The organism is Acinetobacter sp. YH01005, from assembly GCF_013420465.1.
Lineage (GTDB): Bacteria > Pseudomonadota > Gammaproteobacteria > Pseudomonadales > Moraxellaceae > Acinetobacter > Acinetobacter amyesii.
In genome coordinates this window covers 122,167-142,971 of record NZ_VOYA01000005.1, presented here as the reverse complement: position 1 = coordinate 142,971, position 20,805 = coordinate 122,167, and the positions used below count along the sequence as shown (strand labels likewise).

Genomic DNA, 20,805 nt, shown 5'->3' with positions numbered 1-20,805 from the left:
ATAAAAGTCTACTGCTTTTTAAGTCGGCATATTATAGGCACAGCACAAATAAAACACCATGCTTAGCAGATCTTTATTTTTACCGATTATTGTACACTCGCTGTTAATTTGACCTGTCCCGCTTCAGAACTTAACTCCATCTTTTCAATACTTAAGCCCATTTGAACCAATTGAGTCAAAAAATTGGCCAGAATTGCATAATTTTCATGCATCACTGCAATCTGTATTTGCTCACCGACTTGTTGAGATGCCACGGATAAACCCTGTTGTTGCGATACCCGCTGAACTTTTTCCAACGCGCTCAGTTGTGTATCACCTGCTGGTTTCATCGTGACGGCATTACTTTGCATCCAAACAACAGTATCCTTAAGTTCATTCACGCGCTTTTGTTGAAAATTTGCAGCTTTGTTCATATAAAACAGTGCCGAACCAATCGCTGCCACTACAACAAAAATCGTGGTAAAGATCACCATGACTCGTTCACGTGTTGACAGTTGGTCTAAATAATCAGTGATGCGCTCAATTTGCCCATCTATACGTTGCTGTAGGTTTTCCATTTTTGTCATTATTGTATTTTCACCAATCCAATCGCGCCGTTGGCACCTGGTTGAATATTCCCTAATTCAACTTTAAAACCTTGTTGTTTTAATTGATTGGTTAGGGTTTGTAGTACTTCTGCCGAATTGGCTTTTAGCTCCATATTTAACATCGAGGCTTCATAGCTCACACGATTTGCAGAAATTTGGTTTTGCATTAGAACAGGACCAACACGGCTCAGTAAAGACAAAGCCTGTGCATTGCCCGTTTGACTCTGACGCAATTGTGATTCGAACTGGCTTTTCAGCGTTTGTTCAGTGACAGGATAGCTTTGACCAAACCAATATTTAAACTGATCAATCGCTTGTGCCGCAGTGATATTGGCCACTTTTTTGTATTGATACCAGCGAACTGCATCATAACTAAACTGAGTAATTAGAGCCGCAACCAAAACAGCTGCACATGCTTTCCAATAGCCACTCACACCCGTATTGGCTTTGGCTTTCGGCAAAACATTGAGTGGGTGTTGTTTCGGTTTTTTTATATTGGGTAATTCATAATGAAAAGATTCAATGTGATCATGCGTTACAGCGGCTTCAAGACTATGCGTCTGATCTGAACTTAGATTTGAAATCTTATAGTTCGGCTGACCAATTTGATAATCTAAGTACAAAGCCAAATCATCAACGGATTGCCCGACATATTCACCATTTCGGACCAATAAATGACCGCTGACATTTGCCAAAACATGTTGCCCAGCTTCTGGGCTTGGCAAGACCAAAAAGTCAGGTAATAACGAAATGACTTTTACAGGAATTAGCGTCAAAGCATGCTGCATCGTTTCAACTGTACTATGCGCAATCCCCATGACCGTTAATTCATCTGGACTTTGAAAATGATGCAATACTTTCATTGCATCCAAAGGCAAAATGACATATTCCTCAAGTAAATATTTTACGCCGTCTGGGCCAAGTTTTTTATATTGGTTTTTTGGAAAATTTTGCTGAATGATTTGTACATCACGACTCGGAAAGAAAACAACCGCGTCCTTTCCCGCATGTGGCTGAATTTCCTGAATCAACTGTTCAAGTGTCGATGACTGCTTCCAGAAATCCCCTTCTGACCATTGCCAAACCCCATTGGCTTCGGGCATCCATAAATACAACATTAATTTTTCTGCCGTTTTAATTGGTTTTTATGTTGATGGTATAAACGTTTTAATTTGTGTCGACAATCCTGGAGCAATGACCGCTTGTTCATAAATACGCGCTTCTGCCAAAGCATAGGGATTAAAATATTCTGAGACCAAAACACTGGCCATATGTGCCACAACGTTCATATGGCACACCACCACAATAGACTCATACGGTAAATGTGACAACCATTCCACTGCAACTTTGGCATCATCTTCCGGTTTGATGGCATTACAAATAACCACAGGCACATGTGGAAAATGTTTTTGCAAAGATGAAAGTGTTTGCTGCGCACGCAGTAGCGGACTCACCACAAAAACGTCTGGTTGAATTATATCTTTCAAATATGCTGCAGTTTCTGCCGCTTGAGTTTGTCCGCGCGCTGTTAAAGGACGCTTTTCATCATTCCCCATTACTGGCGGAGCAGCTTCGCCATGCCTAACCAATGTCAGTTGCATAAAATTCCCTATTCTATTCCGCACATTATATACAGCCAGTATGACAAAGCTATGTGTATTGCATATTAACCCGAATCGCGGATAAGAAATAAACTTGAAAATAAGAAGACTAGAGCCATCAGTTGAGTTACCACACAAAACTCACAACTCTAGTCCTAATGTTCAATAGTACCGAATTATTCTGCGTAATTGATGATTTCTTTCTTAAATTTGAAGCAACTTATTGGAACTTTCTCAAACAAAATAACCATTCTTTAAGAATCAGACGTGCTCATCTGACGATCTCAGAAATCTGCTTTATTGCCATTTGGTATAAATGTTCTTATTTCAGCAATTTCAAAGCCTTTTTCACATGGTTAAAAGAAGATAAAAGACATTTGTTTAAAAGCTTACCATGTTACCAACGGATGATTCATCTGATCAATATGCACCAATTAGCAATACATGCTTTACATGTGGCTCTGATGAAAGGTCAAAATACCCAATATTTGTGGATTGATTCAACGACTTTGCCAGTCTGTAAAAATCAACGTATTCAACGCCATAAATCATTAGCTCAAATAGCATCTCGTGGTAAAAGCTCAATGGGCTGGTTTTATGGCTGTAAGCTACATATTGCGATGAACCCATTTGGTGAAATCGCTTGTTCTGCTTTATCAAATGGGCATATAGCTGACATAAAAATGGTTGAGCAATTGGCTGACGGCTTAGAAGCAAAGCTATATGGAGATCGTGGTTATATCAGCCAGGAACTAAAAAGCAGGTTAAAAGATCAAGGTATTGATTTGATTACTTACCATCGAAAAAACATGCAATCCATCCAACTATCTGCATCAGATGAATATCACTTAAGACAACGAAATAAGATAGAAACGTTATTCAGCTTATTGAAAGGACAATACAATTTAGTGACGAGTAAAGCTCGTAGTATTCATGGATTTCTGAGTGGGATTTACGCATCGTTATGTGCATATCAACTTAATCATCAAAATAAACCAACAATTCAAATTATGGAATCATTGGCTTAAGCGGGATTCGGGTATATTAATCAGCAAACTTAAACTTGCTGATGTGGCAAGACAAATTCAACGTCACTGCGATGTCCATTTTTCATCAATGACAAAGCAATGTTCAGGGCCGGCGCACCTTCAAAAATCACTTCGTACAAGGCACTGGTAATTGGCATATACACATCGAGCTCTTCAGAGCGTGCGCGTACTTGCACAATAGTATTAATCCCTTCCGCAGTTTGTCCCAGTTCTTTGGTGGCTTGTTCTAAGCTTTTACCACTACCGAGTGCAAAGCCGACTTGGTAATTACGGCTGAGCGGACTACTGCAAGTTGCAAATAAATCACCGACACCAGATAAACCTAGGAATGTTAATGGGTTTGCGCCTAATTTCACAGCAAAGCGGCTCATTTCTGCCAAAGCACGTGTCAAAATCATACTCTTGGTATTTTCACCGACACCATAAGCCGCAGCTAGACCCATCGCGACTGCATAGATATTTTTCAGAGCACCGCCCAATTCCACGCCATGCACATCATCACTTGCAAATACACGGAACAACGCACTGTGTAGCGCTTGTTGAACTGCATAACGAACCAGTTCAGATTGGCTTGCAATCACAGTCCCCGCAGGTTGTCCTGCAACAATTTCCTTCGCCAAGTTTGGCCCTGAAAGCACACCATAAGGGACTTCAGGAAGTTCTTCACGAATAATATCGCTCATAAAGCTAAAGGTATTGGCTTCAATACCTTTGGTTAAAGACACCACTGCTTGTGACGTGATAAAAGGCTTGATCTGCTGTAAAACACTACGGAAAGAATGGCTCGGAATGGCCACCAAAATAATATCACGATTACATACTGCTTGTTCTAAATCTGAAACAGCGAGCAAACCTGCTTCTAATTGAAAATCTGGCAAGTAACGTTTATTAATATGTGTTGCATTGATATCCGCAGCCACCGCCTCATCACGAATCCATATCATGGTGTCACAGCCATTACGTACTGCAGTATTAGCCATCGCAGTACCAAAACTCCCACCACCCAGCACCGTAACACGCAGTGCAGTTTTTTGATCAACTGACACAGGGCTAACAAGACTTGCAAAATCAAGTTCTGACATTGTTCTTTTATCCTAATTTCTTTACTGATCGATCTTGTTCAATCGACCTATTTTTCACTTTTATTGGTTTGCTTTATGCCAATGGCTTACAAAGTCAGCAGACTGTATTTCAGCACGCGGTGGAATGGCTTTCACTGCTGTACCGATATAAATAATGCCTGAAATCAAATCATTTTCCGTTAAACCCAAGGCTTGTTTAAACAATTTAGATTCAACCACCGCCCCACTACGCCACATGGTTGAAAAGCCTTGTGCTTGTAGAGAGAGCAAAAAGTTTTGTACTGCTGCGCCTGAACTTAAGATTTGTTCGAAATGCGGAACTTTGGGATGATCTTGTAATTGAGTTAAAGCCAAAACCAATAGTGGCGCACGAAATGGATGGTGTTTCACACGTTCCAACTGCGCTTCTTCTGTTTGTCCAGTATCGGCTAAAGCATGTGAAAGCAACTCACCAAATGCTTCACGTTCAGTTTCAGGAATAATCACGAAACGCGTAGGCTTAAGACGATGATGATCTGGCGCCGTTAAAGCGGCTTGAAACGCATTTTCCAATTGCTCAGCATTCGGCGCAGGTTCAATTAAATGACCAATCGACTGACGCTGATGAATATTTTGATGAACTGTATCAACTGCTGATTTTAGAATTGACATCTATACACTGTACTTTAAAACGTTTGCTCAAGATTAGCATATTCTCAATAACTTACTCTAGAATGTTTACATCAGACTCGGTGCTTATTTGCTAAGTCAGCTTTATTCACAGATTTACTATAAAAAAACCGCATAACTTGTACAGCAGTTCCCTGTTCTATAAGAAATTTTATGTTCAAATAAATCAAATTGTTTCTAACTCGGGGCACCGCATGAAAAAATTCAACAAAACTGTTGCCATTGTTAGCACGCTAAGCGCAACTGTGCTTTTAGCTGCATGTACATCTACGCCAACAAAATCTTTAGCGATTCAAAAACCAAATAATCAATATGAAGTGACTGCCGTAGGTAAAACCAGTTTAGCGGCAAAAAATAATGCAATTGCAGCTGCAAATAGTACCTGTGGTAAAAATGCGACCCCTGTCGTGGTGGATGAAAAGCAAGAATACAACGGAGTTTTAAAAGGCGTGGTCGATGAAAAGACAGGTCAAATGATTCAGGCGGCGGCTGGGGTACTTGGCACCATTACAGGAAATAGCGGTAGCATCAGCAAAGATGATGATTACCAAACTGTACTGACCTTTAGTTGCCGTGCCAACTAAAACGTTAGTCTGTGATGTCGTTTTGTCATTAACTCAAAATGAAATTGTCGTTATGAAATAGTCGACATGAAATAAAAAAGCCTGCAAATCTGCAGGCTTTTTTTGAAGCAAAAATTAGCAATAACCGTCTAAACGGGTTAAAGGTAATTTTTGACCAATGGCTTTTTCAATTTCAGGTAGTGAAAAAGCATCATCTTCAGACAAGAAACTAATACTGACACCACGTGTTCCTGCACGACCTGTACGACCGATACGGTGTACATAATCATCAGACTGTTCAGGAAGTGTAAAGTTCACGACATGAGAAACGCCATCGACATGGATACCACGACCTGCAACGTCTGTTGCAATCATGATGTTATGTTGACCATTTTTAAACTGATCAAGCATTTTCAAACGCTTATCTTGAGCGATTTCACCTGACAACATCACCACTTTATAACCGTCTTTTTTGAGATGATCATAAAGTTTACGCACTTGATCACGACGATTGGCAAAGATCATAACTTTTTCAATTGGTTCATCACGTAAGATGTCTTCCAGCAATTTATATTTATCAGACTTCGCCACCATGTAGACACGTTGCTCTACATCTGCATTAGTTTTTTTCTCAGGTTCAATTTCAACAGTTACTGGTTCAAACAACCATTGCTGTGCCAAATTTAAAACGTCATAACTAAACGTCGCAGAGAACATTAGCGTTTGGCGTTGTTCTTTACGTGGTGAAAAACGCACAATACGTTTCACTGAAGGAATAAAGCCCATATCTAAAAGACGGTCAGCTTCATCGATCACTAAAAATTCAATTTGATCGAGCCAAACTTCTTTTTGTTCAACAAAGTCAATCAAGCGACCCGGTGTCGCCACCATAATGTCGACAAAATTACGATTTAATAGATTTTTTTGCTTATCAAAATCTACCCCACCGAGCAAAGTCATGACATTGAGATCAGTGTATTTCACTAATTCTTTTGCATCACTTTCAATTTGCAAAGCAAGTTCGCGCGTTGGTGCAAGAATCAATGCACGCGGTTCACCACGATAACGCTGTTCTTTAATTGGATTATTCAACAAGTCATTGATCACACTGACCAAGAAAGCCGCAGTCTTCCCAGTACCAGTTTGAGCACGACCAATAGCGTCATGTCCAGCCAATGTAAATTTTAAAACCTTTTGCTGAATAGGCGTCATATCCTTAAAACCTAAAGCATCAATGGCTTTTTTAAGGTTCGGATGTAAATTTAAGGTTTCAAAACCTGATGACATATAGATGTGCCCTAATTGAATAATCACAAAATTGCTGAAGCATTATAAACAAAAAACGCCCCAATTTACATTGGAGCGTTTTTGAGTACATTCAGACGATTAGTCTAAAGGTTGTACTTCTTCAGCTTGGAAGCCTTTTTGACCTTTAACAACGCTGAATTCTACGCGTTGGCCGTCACGAAGTGAACGGTGACCTTCGCCCATAATTGCGCGGAAATGAACGAATACGTCGTCGCCGCCGTTACGTTGAATAAAGCCAAAGCCTTTAGTGTCGTTGAACCATTTAACAACGCCTTGTTCACGAGCTGTCATAAGTTAATCCTTATCGTATTTAAAAAAGAAGGACCACCCGGTGTTGCAAACAGCAGACCAAACAAGGTTAAAAAAAATATTTTTATTTCTAAGCTTGTAATCATTCTGTAAAACTATCAACAAAATCCCGGTTACATCCAAATATATCAAGAGTTAAGAGGCTTCACAGCCAACAAAAATCTTAACAACGCAACGAGCTTAACACGGGTTTACCGCAATTAATAGATTTTTTTGATCTATTTTCCTTTTGAATATTCTTATTTTTTCACATCGTTTGAGTTATAAATCACAAAGGATTTTTACCTATTTTAGGTTGGGATTTGGCACTGTATTTGCTAATATTTCCATTGAAATGTAAACATGTTGGATCTGCTTCGTGAGTGACAGCCAAAATTCGCTTTTAACTGTAGATGCAATGGGTAAACCCTGCCCGATGCCACTATTGATGCTCAAAAAAGCTTTAAAGAAAAGTCCAGACCAATCTTTATTGTTAAAGTCATCCGATCCGCACAGCCAACAAGATGTATCACGATACTGTCAAATACATCAGTTAAACTGTGAAATGCGCAAAATTTCAGATTCTGAGTTTCATTACTTAATTGAATCTTAAAAAGATTCAGTTAAACTAAATTGCTTCATAATTGAATAAAAGTTTACATTTCTATACCCAATTTTCCATAATTTACGGAAATATTGGATTAAGATGAATCTTAGTTATTGGGCTTACCCATTTTTAGTTCTCAAGGAGAAAACATGAGTGACAGCAGCAATCAATTGATGCCCCTGTCATTATCGGCACCTGGGGTGAATCTTGGTGCTTATATTAGTACTGTTAATCAGATTCCAATTTTATCGGCCGAACAAGAAAAAGAGCTGGCCGAGCGTTATTATTATGACCAAGATTTAGACGCAGCTAAAATGCTAGTAATGTCGCATCTTCGTTTTGTTGTGCATATCGCACGTAGCTATGCAGGCTACGGCTTGCCACAAGGTGACCTGATTCAAGAAGGTAACTTGGGCTTAATGAAAGCGGTAAAACGTTTTGACCCAAACATGGGCGTACGTCTCGTATCTTTTGCTGTGCATTGGATTAAAGCAGAAATTCATGAATATGTGATTCGTAACTGGCGTATTGTCAAAATTGCGACCACTAAAGCGCAGCGTAAATTATTCTTTAATCTACGTAGCTTAAAAAAGTCATCTAAAAAATTAACTTTGGCTGAAGCACAGTCGATTGCCAATGACTTAAATGTAACACCTGAACAAGTCTTGGAAATGGAAGGCCGTTTAACCGCTTATGATGCTGCCTTTGAAGCTCAAGGTGATGACGACGATGAAGGTTCGACCCATGTCGCTCCTGCCCTTTATCTCGAAGATAACCGTTACGACCCTGCGCGTTTAGCGGAAGATGAAGATTACGAAGAACAAAGCACTTCAGCTTTACATGAAGCCATGGATCAGTTGGATGACCGTTCACGTAACATCTTACAACGTCGCTGGTTAGATGACGAAAAGTCGACGCTGCATGAATTGGCGGCGGAATATAATGTATCTGCTGAACGTATTCGTCAGTTGGAAAAAAATGCGATGGAAAAAATTAAAGTCGCAATGTCCTCAAACTAAGTTGAAGGCTTTTCCAGTCATTCTTAAAAAGAGCATTTCGATGCTCTTTTTTTTATGTCTAAATAGTATTGAATGACAAGCTACAACACAAAAACTTTGGGCATTTTTGCTTTAACCCTGCGTGCTAAATATGCTATGGTTATGCGCAAATTTTGTTAAGGTGAATGCACATGTGGATTGCTATTTCCGCACTTAACTTAGCTTTTGCTGTAATGCTTGGTGCCTTTGGTGCACACGGATTAAAAGCTCGCGCGACTGAAGCCCAATTGGCTTGGTGGCAAACCGCAACGGACTATTTCTTTTATCATGCACTGGGCTTACTTGCCCTCGCGATCTTATCCAAAGTCATTCCCCAACTTCCAATAAAAGCCAGTTTCCTCCTTATACAAGTTGGTATTTTCTTCTTCTGTGGTTCTTTATATGTGATGGCTCTAGGCTTACCACGTGGTCTCGGAGCCATTACCCCGATTGGTGGAGCGCTGATGATTGCTGGATGGCTCATATTGGCATGGAATGCGTTGAAATACGCAAAATAATCAACAGCAGATATTGGTCTTACTCAACAGGTAAGGCAGCAAGAACGGAATCCGCAAATGCAAATCTATTTAAACGGCGAAGCTACACAAACCGAATGTGTCAACCTCTTGCAATTGGTTCAACAATTACAACTGGAAGGCAAACGCTTCGCTGTTGAAAAAAATGAAATGATCATCTCGAAAAGTAAATTGGAACAAACCCCAATTACTGAGCAAGATCATATTGAAATTATTCATGCCGTAGGTGGCGGCTAAAATGGAGCTCCCATGGAAGATACACCCCTAATCATTGGTTCACGTACATTTAATTCACGACTTTTAGTTGGTACAGGCAAGTACAAGGACTTAACGGAAACTGACCAGGCCATTCAAGCCAGTGGTGCTGAAATTGTGACCGTTGCCATTCGCCGTGTGAATATTGGTCAGCATCCAGACCAGCCGAACTTGCTTTCTGTAATTCCACCTGAAAAATATACAATCTTGCCAAATACAGCAGGTTGTTTCGATGCGAACAGTGCGGTCCGTACTTGTATGTTGGCACGAGAACTCTTAGATGGTCACAATTTGGTTAAACTTGAGGTTTTAGGGGATGAGAAAACCCTATATCCAAATATTACTGAGACTTTAAAATCTGCACGTACATTGATTGACGATGGCTTTGAAATCATGGTTTATACCTCAGATGACCCAATTGTGGCACAAGAACTGGAAAGCATGGGCTGTGTAGCCATTATGCCTTTAGGTAGTCTTATTGGCTCAGGTTTAGGTATTCTCAACCCACATACTATTTCAATCATTAAAGACAATGCCAAAGTACCTGTCTTGGTCGATGCTGGTGTAGGTACCGCAAGTGATGCAGCGATAGCAATGGAATTGGGCTGTGATGGCGTATTAATGAATACGGCAATTGCAGCAGCTCAACACCCTGTTCTGATGGCTTCAGCGATGAAAAAAGCTGTTGAAGCTGGTCGTGAAGCTTTCCTAGCAGGACGTATGCCTCGTAAACGCATGGCAAATGCCAGTTCACCTGAAACCGGATACTTCTTTAAATAAGAACTCAATCACGGTATAAAAGAGGACTCTATTGAGTCCTTTTTTTGATTTTAAAAACTGATAACAATGAAAAAATCCCATATATTGTGTACTTTGAGTCTTTGTGCCGCATCTAGTTGGCTGTCTGCCCAAGTGCCTAGCACAGCCAAATCACTTGCGCCTCAAGGTTGGAACATTTTGATGACTACGACTGGCGACCTAAACAAAGATCAAATGCAAGATGTTGCGATGATCGTGGAAAAGCAAAAAGTCGATGTAGCGACCTATGATGACGATGGCAAAGTCGTTCATAACCATCCACGAAAACTCATCGTGTTTTTTAAAACCGCAAAGGGATATCAACGTATCGTTGAAAACAATAGCATCCCTGTCGCTCAGCAACCCAATTCATGCTTACTTGACCCACTTGCTGAAGCAGAAGACATCCAAATCAGTAAAGGCAATTTACTCGTTCATTTTAGTTATTTTATGGCTTGTGGTGGCTGGGAATGGCCCCGACATAGTTATACCTTCCGTTGGCAAAATCAACGCTTTGACCTGATTGGTTTTGACTACAGTAGCTTTCACCGAGCTTCAGGTGAAGAAACATCGAAAAGCTATAATTTTTCGACCTTAAAACGTAAGGAAATTGTAGGCGGCAATATGTTTGAAGATGCCAAAACTCAAACCAAATGGTCAACCTTCAAATCACCACAGCAACTGACGCTTAAAAATATTAACTTTGATGATTTCTATACACAGTTCGAGTACTAAGTTGAACCTGAGCAATGCCAATCTAGCAATAAACAAACCGCCAATTTCGGCGGTTTGTTTATTCAATTTCAAAACTTAACTTAAGGAATTAAACCTTCATCACGCATCGCAATTTGAACTGATTGACGCTCTGCAACTTTGTTACGCAATGCAATGATATTTTTATATGGCGTTAAATCATGACCGATGCCATTTGACCAATTTGTCAGTACAAAGAGATAGGCATCTGCAGGGCCAAAGTTATCATCGACTAAATAGTCGTTATCCGATTCACCAATCGCTTTATCGATATATGTCAATAAACGATCAATTTCTGCATAGGCTTTTTCTTTAGCGTCTGCATCTAGTGGAGCACCAAAGAATACGGCATAAGCATCATGTAATTCTGAGTTCAAATAGCCAAGCCATTCTAAAACTTTGGCACGACCTAAACCTGATGGCGGAATTAAGTCTTGTTTTGGATCATGCTGTGCAAGGAACGGTAAAATGGCCACGTTCTCGGTCAGGATCAAACCTGGGTTAATTTCTAATGCAGGTACATAACCTTTTGGGTTGATCTCGTAATAATCCACCCCTTTTTCTGTTTTATGGTTTTTTAGGTCAACACGGACCAAATCAAAATCGACATTAATTTCATTTAAAATTATATGTGATGCTAATGAACATGCACCTGGAGAATAATAAAGCTTCATATCTGATCCTTGTTATGTACTATTCAATGTTTTAAATCTCTTCTGTCAAACTTTCAAGTGATCAAACCTGTAAATTGCAAAAAAGCGTAAATGCTGAAACACATATACTCATTGACTATTGTCCATTATCAAGAAGATTTCAAGTCAATCTGTTATGCATTTTTATACTCAGTTGTTTTAACATAGCCGCGTTTAAGATTTGATGAAAAGTTACCGTGTTACAACTTAAAAAAGAACAATGGTTTTCCAATATTCGTACCGATGTGCTCGCTGGCTTAGTAGTTGGACTGGCGCTAATTCCAGAATCGATCGCCTTTTCAGCCATTGCTGGGGTTGACCCTCAGGTTGGTTTGTACGCTTCGTTTTGTATCGCCGTCACCATTGCCTTTTTTGGTGGTCGTACAGCAATGATTTCAGCTGCTACGGGTGCGATGGCCTTACTTATGATCACTTTGGTCAAAGATCATGGTTTGCAATACCTTTTGGCTGCCACGGTTTTGACTGGTGTGATTCAGATCATTGCTGGCTATTTTAAAGTCGCAAAACTTATGCGCTTCGTCTCGCAGTCAGTGGTGTATGGTTTTTTAAATGCACTCGCGATTTTGATTTTTGTCGCACAGCTACCTGAAATGTCAAAGATGGATAGTTGGGGCTATGTCTTTATGCTTTTAGGGCTTGCGATTATTTATCTTTTTCCATATCTACCTAAAATTGGCAAAGCCATTCCATCACCACTGATTTGCATTATTGTCCTCAGTGGTTTGGCATTATTTTTAGGTGCTGACCTGCGTACTGTGAGTGATTTGGGTAAGTTTCCAGAGACTTTACCTATTTTCTTGATTCCTGACATTCCTTTCAATCTTGAAACCTTCACGATTATTTTCCCTTATTCCATCACCCTAGCAACAGTTGGTCTATTAGAAACCATGATGACCACGACAGTGATCAATGAAGTCACGGGAACTGAAGGAGATCGTCATCAGGAATGTCGTGGTCAAGGGATTGCCAATATTGTCAGTGGCTTTATGGGCGGCATGGCTGGATGTGCCATGATTGGGCAGTCGATTATTAATGTTAGTTCTGGCGCGCGAACTCGCCTTTCCACTTTGGTTGCAGGTATATTTTTGTTGTGTTTGGTGGTGTTCTTAAAAGACTGGTTGGCTTATGTCCCAATGGCGGCCTTAGTCGCGATTATGGTCATGGTGTCATTCACTACGTTCCAATGGAATTCAGTCAAGCAATTTTCAAAGCATCCGATGTCTTTTAATGTCGTGATGATAGCTGTGGTGATCGTGGTGCTTGCAACACATAATTTGGCGCTTGGCGTATTGGTTGGTGTGCTCCTCTCTGCGTTGTTTATTATCAATCAACTGGAAAGTTCGGTAAAAGTCACATCAGAACTTAAAGACAATATTCGTAGCTACACAGTCTATGGACAAATTTTCTTTAGTAGCTCTGAGAGTTTTTATCAATTTTTTGATTTTCAGGAGAGGGTTAGTCATGTGCGAATTGATCTGAGTCATGCACATATTTGGGATATTACTTCTGTTAATATTTTGAAGAATGTCGTGCAAAAATTTGAATCAAGACAGATTCAAGTAGAGGTTTTTGGCTTAAATGAAGCAAGTAGCACTTTACTTGACCGTGTCAGTGACTAATGGATTTTTGAAATATTCACTTTGAATCAAATCAATTTTCAATAAAGTGTGACCTATTGAAACCCTATGCAGGATGTATATAGCAAAGGGTTTCAAAGATCGAAGCTCTGATGTGTAATGACATTACATATAATACTAAGCCTATAAAAAAGAGAAAAATTCACCATTCATTCGATTTAACTGTATAATTCATCTCATAAAATTATAACTATTAAAAATAAAACAAAGATTTGATGTGACTTTCTATATATTTTTTTAAATTGTGGATACACAAAATTGGGGGAATTTTGATGGTTTGGTTTTGGTCACGACACTGCATTCAAGCAAATCGGCTGCTGGTCTTAGCGAGTCTATTTTGCCTGCTATGTTGTATCGCTATACCCAGTTTTGCCAATGCCACCCCACAGATCTCAAGCAGTCATTGTCCTGTTGAAATCACCCATATTGCCACAGCTAAAATCGCTGTCGAGCAAGAGCGCCCACGTACAGGTTGGCAAAATCTGCAAAAGCTTCCAGACACTTGGAATAAACGTTGGCCGGATTATCATGGTATCGCTTGGTACAAAATCCAATTTAAGTTGAACTGTGACCTCCATCAGTTAAATCAACCCATTGCTATCGCTATACAAGGCATCACCCAAAGTGGACGGGTTTATATCAACGAAGCCCTACTTTGGCAAGATTACATTTCAGCAGAACATTTTTCGCGAAGCCAACATCAACCTAGACTGTTGAACTTACCTAGCTCGAGTTTAAAGCAAGGTGTAAATACCATTTGGGTGCAAGTGTATGGTTCGGTGACCCAAAAATCAGGACTCAGTTCAGTTCAAATTGGGGAATACCCGCAAGTCTATGACACCTTTAAAATTTGGTTACTCGAACAACGACAATTAGTCGAACTGAATACGATGATTAATTTCGTCGTGGCCGTGTTCTTTTTTTTAGCATGGCTCGCCAATCGTAATGAAAGAGCTTACTTATGGTTAACCATTACAGGCATGGCTTGGGTGTTTTATAGCCTGTGTATTATTTTTAATGGGCCAATTGCATTTCTAACCACCGTACAGGTCGACCGCCTACAAAATATTATTTTCTGTTTTTATACGGTATTTGGCTGTATTGGTGCGTGGTATTTTGCAAACCATCCCTTCCCGAAAATTCAAAAACTATTATTAAGCCTTGCTACTATCGCAGCGCTCTGTATTGGTTTTGCACCAGAGGCTTATTTAAAGACCGTCATCCAAATTTGTTTTAGCTTCTTTGTTTTGGTCTTTGTGGCCAAATGTATTAGCTACCCCTATTTAGCCTATAAAGCCAAAATGGCTGAAACCTATTTGCTTGCAACGCTGTATCTGATTTATTTACCGATTGCGGTACATGATGCGCACTTTATGATGACCATGGAAGGTCATGCGCTCTCGCCCTATACCGGGCCAGTGACCACCCTCGTCTTGGGCGGTGTACTGGCTTTGCGTTTAGCTCGACACACCCGTCAAATTGAGCGTTTTAATAAGACCTTAACTGAAAATGTTCAACGAGCTGAACTGAAACTCGCCACTTCACTTGGTCAACAACATCAACTCGCACTTGAAAATGCACGACTTCAAGAACGAATTCATTTATCTCATGACTTACATGATGGTTTAGGCGGATCAATTGTCCGTTCAATTTTACTGTTAGAACAAAATGACAAAATTGAAAAACCACAAATCATGTCGATGCTTAAACTGTTCCGAAATGATTTAAGACAAGTCATCGATTCAGGTTCGAGTATAGGGACGAAAGTTCCAGACACCCCGATCGAATGGGCAGCACCGATTCGCCATCGCTTTGTACAGCTCTTTGAAGAATTAGACATGAGCTCAAGCTGGAAATTTGCTACCGAATGGATTCACTCACCCTCTGCGACCCAATGTCTCAATTTGACTCGTGTCGCAGAAGAAACCCTGACCAATATTCTAAAGCATAGTCAGGCAAGCAAAGTTCAGGTCAGTTTGTGCGAAACAGAGACTCAACTGATATTACGTATTGAAGATAACGGTATCGGCTTCAACCCTAGTGATGTTGAACAAGGTCTACATGTTGGTCTACATAGTATGCAAACACGAATCCATCGTATCGGTGGTGAATTTAAAATACAGTCACAGCCGGGTTGTACCGTTCTTGAGGCCATTTTGCCATTTAAACCTGATGGTGCTGACAGTGAAGATCTTGATGAAAAAACAGCCTAGATTAATGTTAATTCATGACTTTTGAGCTGAGTAATTCACTGTACATGGCAAATGCTCAGCACGGCTCCAATCAGTAAGATTGAGCAAAAAGCGGATTTATTCACGGTAAAAATTTGACTTGTGCATCTCAGGACTTAAAATACGGCATTCGAATTTTTTACATTTGCCAAAGTTATGTCGAACGATCAATTAGACCAGCACGCTGTAGATCTGGATAACCTAAACGAACACCGTGAAATCGTGACGTTTATGCGCCGCTCTGCGCCACTTAATACTTCGCAACGTACTGCGCTGGAACAATATGGTCATCTAATTTTGGAATACCCTGTTGGGGATTTGCGTCAGCATTTTGAACACCCTGAACGCCCACTAACTGTCGAAATCGGTTTTGGTATGGGTCGTTCTTTGGTGCTAATGGCAAAAGCAAACCCAGAACGTAACTTTGTCGGCATTGAAGTGCATGTTCCGGGTATCGCTCAATGTGTTTATGAAGCCGGTCTTGCAGGTTTAACTAACCTTCGAGTATTGGATGCTGATGCCATCCAAGTGCTACGTGAAATGCCAGACAACAGTATTAACACTGTGCAATTATACTTCCCAGATCCATGGCAGAAGAAACGTCATTTCAAACGTCGTTTTGTATCTCATGACCGTATGCCATTGGTTGAAGAAAAATTAGAAATCGGCGGCACATTCCACTCAGCGACTGACTGGGAACCGTATGCTGAATGGATGATCGAAGTTCTTGAAGAACGCCCACGTCTTGAAAACCTTGCGGGTAAAGGCAATAGCTACCCTCGACCAGACTGGCGTCCACAAACTAAGTTTGAACGTCGCGGAATTGAAGCAGGCCATAAAATTAATGACTTCATCTTCAAAAAAGTATATTAATTTTTGAATGAAGCAAAAAACCACCGTTAGCGGTGGTTTTTTATTGCTGTTTTTGATCTAAGATTTATCTGTGTTGTATCAAATCACAGGAAAACTGCTTACACCTAGGCTACTTGCGCTTGGAGCTGACTTTGACGAATCATATCCACGGCTTTTTCAGCAATCATCACTGTTGGGGCATTGGTATTGCCATTCACCACAGAAGGCATGATGGAGGCATCGACTACACGAAGGTTTTGAATCCCGTAGACTTTCAATTCAGGGTCAACCACAGACATCTCATCTACGCCCATCTTACAACTACCGACAGGGTGATAAACCGTATCCACACGCTGACGTAAGATTGCACGTATGTCATCATCTGTTTTGACCAGTGAGGTAAATAAATCTTGCTGATAATGACTCGATAAAGACGGCGACATCATTAACTGCTGCGTCAACTTAAAACCTTGTACCAAATCTTCTAAATCCTGCTCATCCCTTAAAAAGTTTGGATCAATCAATAATGGATCATTTACACTAGAACCACTCAATTTGATCGTACCGCGACTTCTTGGATTGAGCAGACACACATGACACGACAAACCATGACTTGCATGAAATTTCCGTGCATGGTCATCTACTAACGCCACGACAAAGTGTAATTGCAAATTTGGCATTGCTAAATTGGGTGAAGACTTTAGAAAACCACCGCATTCTGCAAAATTTGAAGCAATCATGCCTCGTCGTTCCTTACGATAGCGACCAATCTGCTTAAACATATCAATTGAACCGGGTAAAGATACGCCAAATGTGCCTTGGTATTCTTTGACTTTATAACCAAAAATGAAATCGGGATGATCGTGAAAGTTCTTTCCTACACCCGGTAAATGGTGTTTCACTTCAATGCCATGAGCTTGGAGTTCGGCCTGATCGCCTACTCCAGACAACATTAAAATCTGCGGTGATTGCATCGCACCGGCACTGAGCAAGACTTCACGTCTGGCTTTTAGGTGTTTCATTTGCCCTGCATGTTGGACTTCAACACCTGTGGCCACTTTATCTTCTATAATGATTTTATGTGTTGTGGCTTTGGTCAATACAGTTAAATTTGGCCGATCTAAATGTGGAAATAAATACGCACGTGCCACACTACAACGCTCTCCATTGATATGCGTTACCTGATAAACCCCTAAGCCTTCTTGTTCTGCGCCATTAAAATCATCGAGGACTTTATGGCCTTGTGCACGAGCCGCTTCGGTATAGCGTTGATGGAAAATATTGTCACTTTGTACATCTGTGACGGATAGAGGGCCGTCATTTCCGTGGAATTCATTGTGTATTCGGTTGTTATTTTCTGAGCGAATAAAATATGGCAAGACCTCGTCGTATGACCAACCAGTATTGCCCTGTACCGCCCATTGATCATAATCATTTTTATGACCACGAATATAAATCATGGCATTAATACTAGATGAACCGCCTAGGCATTTTCCACGTGGTTGATAGCTTTTACGACCATTCAAGCCAGCTTGTGGCACAGTTTCAAAAGCCCAATTATTGATCTTGGTCGGCAAGCTCACCACGCATGCAGCTGGAATATTGACCGTCCACTGATCACCTTGTCCACCTGCTTCTAGCAAGCACACAGATATATTCGGATCTTCACTGAGTCGTGCAGCCAGTACGCAACCCGCACTTCCGCCACCAATCACAATATAATCAAATTCCATTTTTGACATTATTTTCATCCAATTGATTCTTTTTATAAATGCACAATAAGTGATTTAACGCTGACTGAAAAGTTTCTTTTTAAAAAATGACGCGCGATACCGTGCAAGAAGGATGAAACTGATGATCGAAATTTTGAGGCAAGCGTCACTCATGCAAGGTAGCAACTATGTCGGTCAAAATGATCGATGAACTTAACACCCAAACTTGGTCTTTTTATATTTTTAATCTATAGACGTTTTAAAAGCACTGTAAGCTGCATAGCTAAAGATTTGGCTGAAACAATGGATTTGATCAAAGCCTATTTCCGTTAGTAAATTTTGATAGTGCTGCTGGCTAATCAGTTCAAAATCATCCTCTAAACGCTGCATCATTTTTGTCGCTTGTACAGCAGATAAACCTTGCATTTGGCAAAATTCAGGTAGGACACGCTGCTCAAAATTCGAATGAGTTTGCATCAAGTCAAAACTTACAAAAATGCCCTGCGGTTTAAGCAATTCAAAAGCTTTTGCTAAAAAGTTAGTTTTCTCTGACAACAGAATGAAATGCGTCACCAAGATACTCAGCGCCGCATCAAAACAACTCGCCTGCTCAAAAGTAGTGTGACTGCCCAAAACAAATTTGACGCGATGCAACTGTCCAGCAGCTTCAACACTTTGCCGTGTTTGATTCAGCATATTTTCAGATAATTCTGTAACGGTAAATGACCATGTTGGATTCAAGGCCATGAGATAGCCCAATTCATAGCCCGTCCCACATCCAATAATCAGTACATGGGCATCTTCAGCGACATAGCAATTTAACACCGCCTGAATCTGTTGATGGACAAGTTCATAACCGGGAATTAATTTACGTATATGTGCATCATAACTTTCGACCACTTGTGGGCTATTAAAATCTTTTGCCATGTAACATCCTGATTGACATGTATTTCTATGCTAATAAATATTCATTGTTCTTTATAGATTGTTTATTTCTGATGATGCTCAAAAATCTGCTGACTCAGCATTTCATAGACCACTTTCAGATCGACTTGATCAGCTTGCTCAAGCATATTGGCGTGCATCTGCATGATATTTTGATCCCCACGCATTGCAGGGCCTGTTTGCATGTTACGCGGTTCAGCCTGAGTCGCTTTATTGGCTGTCTCTAAAATCAATGGATAAAGCAAGCTAAAATCGACGTATTTTGCATCGACAACCTGCTTTGCCATGTCATAACAATAATTACTAAAATTACATGCGAACACCGCAGCAAGATGCAGACTTAAACGTTGTGCCGAATCATATTGATAAACCCTTTGACTCATGCTGTTTGCTAAATCTGTTAGTGTCCTCAAATCTTTAGAATCCGCGGCTTCTACAAAGATCGGTGTAGACGTCCAGTCCACATCTCGATCTAAACTAAAGGTTTGTAAAGGATAAAACACCCCTGCTCGCAAATGCTGCTGGGTCAGTACCGTGATATTGGTGCTACCTGAAGTATGCACGATCAAAACCTGTGGCAGATAGGCTGTAACTTGCTGAATAACGGTTGCAATCGATTGGTCGCTCACAGCAATGATCAAAAGATCAATATCATCATTCAACTCACTTGGGGTATGAATGGCTTCTGCACCTACAGTTGCCGCAAGTTTTTCTGCATTATCAAGATTTCGCGCATAAACTTGCACAATGTGATGTTGTGGATGAAGCACATTGAGCAAATGATGTGCAACACGACCTGCACCCACAATACTGATTCGCATATAGTTTTAACTCATTTTGGATGGCTACAGCATGTCAGGAAAATATCCGACGTGCAAATCGAGTCGTATCGATAGAATGATTTATTTTCAATTCTTCGCATCAGTTTCGCTCAGATAAGCACAAAAAAAGGGATGCACTTCATCCCTTTTGCTAGACGTCAATCTGCGTCTGATTCATGTCATGTCCATTTCAATCTAGACAATATCCACGATATGCACTTTAGCTTTTACGATTTACCAATGATCTGATTCAGAGTCTGTAGGTATTGTTCTGCATCGCGGCGCGCATTGAATTTCTTTTCAAATACACCTGTGTTTTGCACACTATTGGGTGTGTATTCTACCGAAACAACAAAGGTATCAAGCAAATCTCTATTAATTCGAATTGCAATAATATGATGTGAGTTTAAATAAAAACCTTCATCAACCTTAACTAACATGACCCGCCTCAAAATCTTGCACAATGAAATAGATAAAAAAATCTAAACATTCATGAACTTGGATGCCTTACCGCATACAGTCATTCATGTGTTAGACCTATTTTATTGTAGCGCCATTATGTGATTTATATTGCAATTATTATGTAATTTAAATAAATGCTCAGAGAAATTTTTTGAGTTTCAGTCATCTAAACATGATTGATTTTCAATCCTAACTAAAGTTTAGATAAAAAAGACTGGATATAAAAAAGCCTGCTGCCATACCTATGACAACAGACTCATTTTAGTAGGACTGATTTAACTCAAATCAATCGTACAGAG

General features: G+C 40.2%; 23 protein-coding genes. 11 read left to right on the top strand and 12 right to left on the bottom strand.

Features of this window, described 5'->3' with window-relative positions; genetic code table 11:
* Nucleotides 1-86 precede the first annotated feature (86 nt).
* From gspM to FTT72_RS04680, 3 genes are read right to left on the bottom strand one after another with little or no spacing between them, the layout of a single operon-like run.
* Nucleotides 87-566, bottom strand: coding sequence for a type II secretion system protein GspM (gene gspM, locus FTT72_RS04690; protein ID WP_078188869.1), 480 nt, complete (start codon nt 564-566; stop codon nt 87-89).
* On the bottom strand, nt 566-1,705 hold the full coding sequence (gene gspL, locus FTT72_RS04685) for a type II secretion system protein GspL (protein WP_180177947.1): 1,140 nt from the start codon (nt 1,703-1,705) through the stop codon (nt 566-568). Before gspL ends, gspM begins: the two co-directional genes overlap by 1 nt.
* Nucleotides 1,706-1,732: 27 nt before the next feature.
* On the bottom strand, nt 1,733-2,188 hold the full coding sequence (locus FTT72_RS04680) for a histidine phosphatase family protein (protein ID WP_078193626.1): 456 nt from the start codon (nt 2,186-2,188) through the stop codon (nt 1,733-1,735).
* Nucleotides 2,189-2,346: 158 nt separating this feature from the next.
* Here FTT72_RS04680 and FTT72_RS04675 point away from each other — a divergent pair, with 158 nt between their 5' ends.
* Nucleotides 2,347-3,216 carry an IS982 family transposase gene (locus FTT72_RS04675; protein WP_005137615.1) on the top strand — a complete coding sequence of 290 codons (870 nt, stop codon included), beginning with the start codon at nt 2,347-2,349 and terminating at the stop codon, nt 3,214-3,216.
* A 29-nt stretch (nt 3,217-3,245) separates the two neighbouring features.
* On the opposite strand, the gene FTT72_RS04670 is transcribed toward FTT72_RS04675, so the two are convergent.
* Both FTT72_RS04670 and FTT72_RS04665 read right to left on the bottom strand, forming a co-directional pair.
* The gene (locus tag FTT72_RS04670) at nt 3,246-4,319 is read right to left on the bottom strand and encodes an NAD(P)H-dependent glycerol-3-phosphate dehydrogenase (protein WP_180177946.1); all 1,074 of its coding nucleotides are present in this window, start codon (nt 4,317-4,319) and stop codon (nt 3,246-3,248) included.
* A gap of 60 nt (nt 4,320-4,379) precedes the next feature.
* Nucleotides 4,380-4,970 (bottom strand): nitroreductase family protein, encoded by a 591-nt coding sequence (locus FTT72_RS04665; RefSeq protein WP_171525909.1) that lies wholly within the window; start codon nt 4,968-4,970, stop codon nt 4,380-4,382.
* 212 nt (nt 4,971-5,182) lie between these two features.
* On the opposite strand from FTT72_RS04665, the gene FTT72_RS04660 reads away from it, so the two are divergent.
* Nucleotides 5,183-5,572: a hypothetical protein gene (locus FTT72_RS04660; protein WP_078188876.1), complete on the top strand. Its 390-nt coding sequence runs from the start codon at nt 5,183-5,185 to the stop codon at nt 5,570-5,572.
* A gap of 114 nt (nt 5,573-5,686) precedes the next feature.
* Here the strand turns inward: FTT72_RS04660 and rhlB are convergent, their stop codons facing one another.
* On the bottom strand, nt 5,687-6,838 hold the full coding sequence (gene rhlB, locus FTT72_RS04655; RefSeq protein ID WP_180003018.1) for an ATP-dependent RNA helicase RhlB: 1,152 nt from the start codon (nt 6,836-6,838) through the stop codon (nt 5,687-5,689).
* Between the two features lie 99 nt (nt 6,839-6,937).
* On the bottom strand, nt 6,938-7,150 hold the full coding sequence (locus FTT72_RS04650; protein ID WP_005014923.1) for a cold-shock protein: 213 nt from the start codon (nt 7,148-7,150) through the stop codon (nt 6,938-6,940).
* 415 nt (nt 7,151-7,565) lie between these two features.
* Between FTT72_RS04650 and FTT72_RS04645 the strand changes: the two genes are divergently transcribed.
* The 6 genes from FTT72_RS04645 (at nt 7,566) to FTT72_RS04620 (ending at nt 11,115) form a co-directional block, all read left to right on the top strand.
* Complete coding sequence (locus tag FTT72_RS04645; protein WP_078189214.1) at nt 7,566-7,760, top strand: sulfurtransferase TusA family protein; 195 nt, start codon at nt 7,566-7,568, stop codon at nt 7,758-7,760.
* A gap of 143 nt (nt 7,761-7,903) precedes the next feature.
* Nucleotides 7,904-8,773 carry an RNA polymerase sigma factor RpoH gene (gene rpoH, locus FTT72_RS04640; RefSeq protein ID WP_078188879.1) on the top strand — a complete coding sequence of 290 codons (870 nt, stop codon included), beginning with the start codon at nt 7,904-7,906 and terminating at the stop codon, nt 8,771-8,773.
* A gap of 170 nt (nt 8,774-8,943) precedes the next feature.
* On the top strand, nt 8,944-9,309 hold the full coding sequence (locus tag FTT72_RS04635) for a DUF423 domain-containing protein (protein ID WP_180175626.1): 366 nt from the start codon (nt 8,944-8,946) through the stop codon (nt 9,307-9,309).
* Between the two features lie 57 nt (nt 9,310-9,366).
* Nucleotides 9,367-9,564, top strand: coding sequence for a sulfur carrier protein ThiS (thiS, locus tag FTT72_RS04630; protein ID WP_180007313.1), 198 nt, complete (start codon nt 9,367-9,369; stop codon nt 9,562-9,564).
* A gap of 12 nt (nt 9,565-9,576) precedes the next feature.
* On the top strand, nt 9,577-10,362 hold the full coding sequence (locus tag FTT72_RS04625) for a thiazole synthase (RefSeq protein ID WP_180177945.1): 786 nt from the start codon (nt 9,577-9,579) through the stop codon (nt 10,360-10,362).
* A 66-nt stretch (nt 10,363-10,428) separates the two neighbouring features.
* Complete coding sequence (locus FTT72_RS04620; RefSeq protein ID WP_180177944.1) at nt 10,429-11,115, top strand: hypothetical protein; 687 nt, start codon at nt 10,429-10,431, stop codon at nt 11,113-11,115.
* A gap of 80 nt (nt 11,116-11,195) precedes the next feature.
* Here the strand turns inward: FTT72_RS04620 and FTT72_RS04615 are convergent, their stop codons facing one another.
* On the bottom strand, nt 11,196-11,807 hold the full coding sequence (locus tag FTT72_RS04615) for a glutathione binding-like protein (protein WP_078188886.1): 612 nt from the start codon (nt 11,805-11,807) through the stop codon (nt 11,196-11,198).
* Between the two features lie 215 nt (nt 11,808-12,022).
* Between FTT72_RS04615 and FTT72_RS04610 the strand changes: the two genes are divergently transcribed.
* From FTT72_RS04610 to trmB, 3 genes are all read left to right on the top strand, one after another.
* Complete coding sequence (locus FTT72_RS04610) at nt 12,023-13,465, top strand: SulP family inorganic anion transporter (RefSeq protein WP_180177943.1); 1,443 nt, start codon at nt 12,023-12,025, stop codon at nt 13,463-13,465.
* 290 nt (nt 13,466-13,755) lie between these two features.
* Nucleotides 13,756-15,696, top strand: a complete 1,941-nt coding sequence (locus FTT72_RS04605) for a sensor histidine kinase (RefSeq protein ID WP_180177942.1) — start codon at nt 13,756-13,758, stop codon at nt 15,694-15,696.
* Between the two features lie 174 nt (nt 15,697-15,870).
* Entirely contained in the window at nt 15,871-16,587 is a 717-nt protein-coding gene (gene trmB / locus FTT72_RS04600) for a tRNA (guanosine(46)-N7)-methyltransferase TrmB (protein WP_180023891.1), read from the top strand.
* A 104-nt stretch (nt 16,588-16,691) separates the two neighbouring features.
* Here trmB and FTT72_RS04595 read toward each other — a convergent pair whose 3' ends face one another.
* The 4 genes from FTT72_RS04595 to FTT72_RS04580 all read right to left on the bottom strand — a co-directional run bounded on the left by FTT72_RS04595 (nt 16,692) and on the right by FTT72_RS04580 (nt 20,484).
* On the bottom strand, nt 16,692-18,308 hold the full coding sequence (locus FTT72_RS04595; RefSeq protein ID WP_180177941.1) for a GMC family oxidoreductase: 1,617 nt from the start codon (nt 18,306-18,308) through the stop codon (nt 16,692-16,694).
* A 213-nt stretch (nt 18,309-18,521) separates the two neighbouring features.
* Nucleotides 18,522-19,205 carry a class I SAM-dependent methyltransferase gene (locus tag FTT72_RS04590; RefSeq protein ID WP_180022464.1) on the bottom strand — a complete coding sequence of 228 codons (684 nt, stop codon included), beginning with the start codon at nt 19,203-19,205 and terminating at the stop codon, nt 18,522-18,524.
* Between the two features lie 62 nt (nt 19,206-19,267).
* Nucleotides 19,268-20,044 (bottom strand): Rossmann-like and DUF2520 domain-containing protein, encoded by a 777-nt coding sequence (locus tag FTT72_RS04585; RefSeq protein ID WP_180177940.1) that lies wholly within the window; start codon nt 20,042-20,044, stop codon nt 19,268-19,270.
* Nucleotides 20,045-20,271: 227 nt separating this feature from the next.
* The gene (locus FTT72_RS04580) at nt 20,272-20,484 is read right to left on the bottom strand and encodes a hypothetical protein (RefSeq protein WP_078193638.1); all 213 of its coding nucleotides are present in this window, start codon (nt 20,482-20,484) and stop codon (nt 20,272-20,274) included.
* Between the last annotated feature and the right edge of the window lie 321 nt (nt 20,485-20,805).